Source organism: Paraburkholderia sp. JHI869, assembly GCF_038900775.1.
In the GTDB taxonomy this organism is placed as follows: Bacteria; Pseudomonadota; Gammaproteobacteria; order Burkholderiales; family Burkholderiaceae; genus Paraburkholderia.
In genome coordinates this window covers 1-1669 of sequence record NZ_JAYMSC010000083.1, presented here as the reverse complement: position 1 = coordinate 1669, position 1669 = coordinate 1, and the positions used below count along the sequence as shown (strand labels likewise).

Genomic DNA, 1669 nt, shown 5'->3' with positions numbered 1-1669 from the left:
TCTCTTTCGGAGACACCGGGGTTCTGGACGTTACAGCATAAGGAGCCTGACGATTACCTACTTTCACACGGGCAATCCGCACTATCATCGGCGTGGAGCTGTTTCACGGTCCTGTTCGGGATGGGAAGGGGTGGGACCAGCTCGCTATGGTCATCAGGCATGACGGGTTGCTGCGTCGCATTTGTGGTGCGCCACAGCCAATCGGGAAGAAGCGTAAAGAGGTGTTGCTGAATTGGGGTTGTGTTGTTTCAGGCACAACACGTGATCTCAACCTGTGCGTCCTGCTCTCCATCTCTCTGGAGGCCGGCACACCTGTTATAGGATCAAGCCTTACGGGCAATTAGTATCAGTTAGCTTAACGCATTACTGCGCTTCCACACCTGACCTATCAACGTCCTGGTCTCGAACGACCCTTCAAGGGGATCTAGTCCCCGGGGAAGTCTCATCTTGAGGCGAGTTTCCCGCTTAGATGCTTTCAGCGGTTATCTCTTCCGAACATAGCTACCCGGCGATGCGACTGGCGTCACAACCGGTACACCAGAGGTTCGTCCACTCCGGTCCTCTCGTACTAGGAGCAGGCCCCCTCAAACTTCCAGCGCCCACGGCAGATAGGGACCAAACTGTCTCACGACGTTTTAAACCCAGCTCACGTACCTCTTTAAATGGCGAACAGCCATACCCTTGGGACCGGCTACAGCCCCAGGATGAGATGAGCCGACATCGAGGTGCCAAACACCGCCGTCGATATGAACTCTTGGGCGGTATCAGCCTGTTATCCCCAGAGTACCTTTTATCCGTTGAGCGATGGCCCTTCCATACAGAACCACCGGATCACTATGACCTGCTTTCGCACCTGTTCGACTTGTGAGTCTCACAGTCAAGCACGCTTATGCCATTGCACTATCAGCACGATTTCCGACCGTACCTAGCGTACCTTCGTACTCCTCCGTTACCCTTTGGGAGGAGACCGCCCCAGTCAAACTGCCTACCATGCACTGTCCCCGATCCGGATCACGGACCAAGGTTAGAACCTCAAACAGATCAGGGTGGTATTTCAAGGACGGCTCCATGCAGACTAGCGTCCACACTTCACAGCCTCCCACCTATCCTACACAAACCGGTTCAAAGTCCAATGCAAAGCTACAGTAAAGGTTCATGGGGTCTTTCCGTCTAGCCGCGGGGAGATTGCATCATCACAAACACTTCAACTTCGCTGAGTCTCGGGAGGAGACAGTGTGGCCATCGTTACGCCATTCGTGCAGGTCGGAACTTACCCGACAAGGAATTTCGCTACCTTAGGACCGTTATAGTTACGGCCGCCGTTTACCGGGACTTCAATCAAGAGCTTGCACCCCATCATTTAATCTTCCGGCACCGGGCAGGCGTCACACCCTATACGTCCACTTTCGTGTTTGCAGAGTGCTGTGTTTTTATTAAACAGTCGCAGCCACCAGTTTATTGCAACCCCTTCACCCTTCTGGCGCAAGCCAGTCAAGCTACCAGGGCGTACCTTATCCCGAAGTTACGGTACCAATTTGCCGAGTTCCTTCTCCCGAGTTCTCTCAAGCGCCTTAGAATACTCATCTCGCCCACCTGTGTCGGTTTGCGGTACGGTCACTGTTGAACTGAAGCTTAGAGGCTTTTCTTGGAACCACTTCCAGTTGCTTCG

2 rRNA genes are annotated in these 1669 nt (G+C 53.6%); both read right to left on the bottom strand.

Annotated elements, in window-relative coordinates:
- Window positions 1-44: 44 nt before the first annotated feature.
- A 5S ribosomal RNA gene (rrf, locus tag VSR72_RS43925) occupies window positions 45-158 on the bottom strand.
- A gap of 161 nt (window positions 159-319) precedes the next feature.
- Window positions 320-1669, bottom strand: a 23S ribosomal RNA gene (locus VSR72_RS43920); the annotation flags it as partial.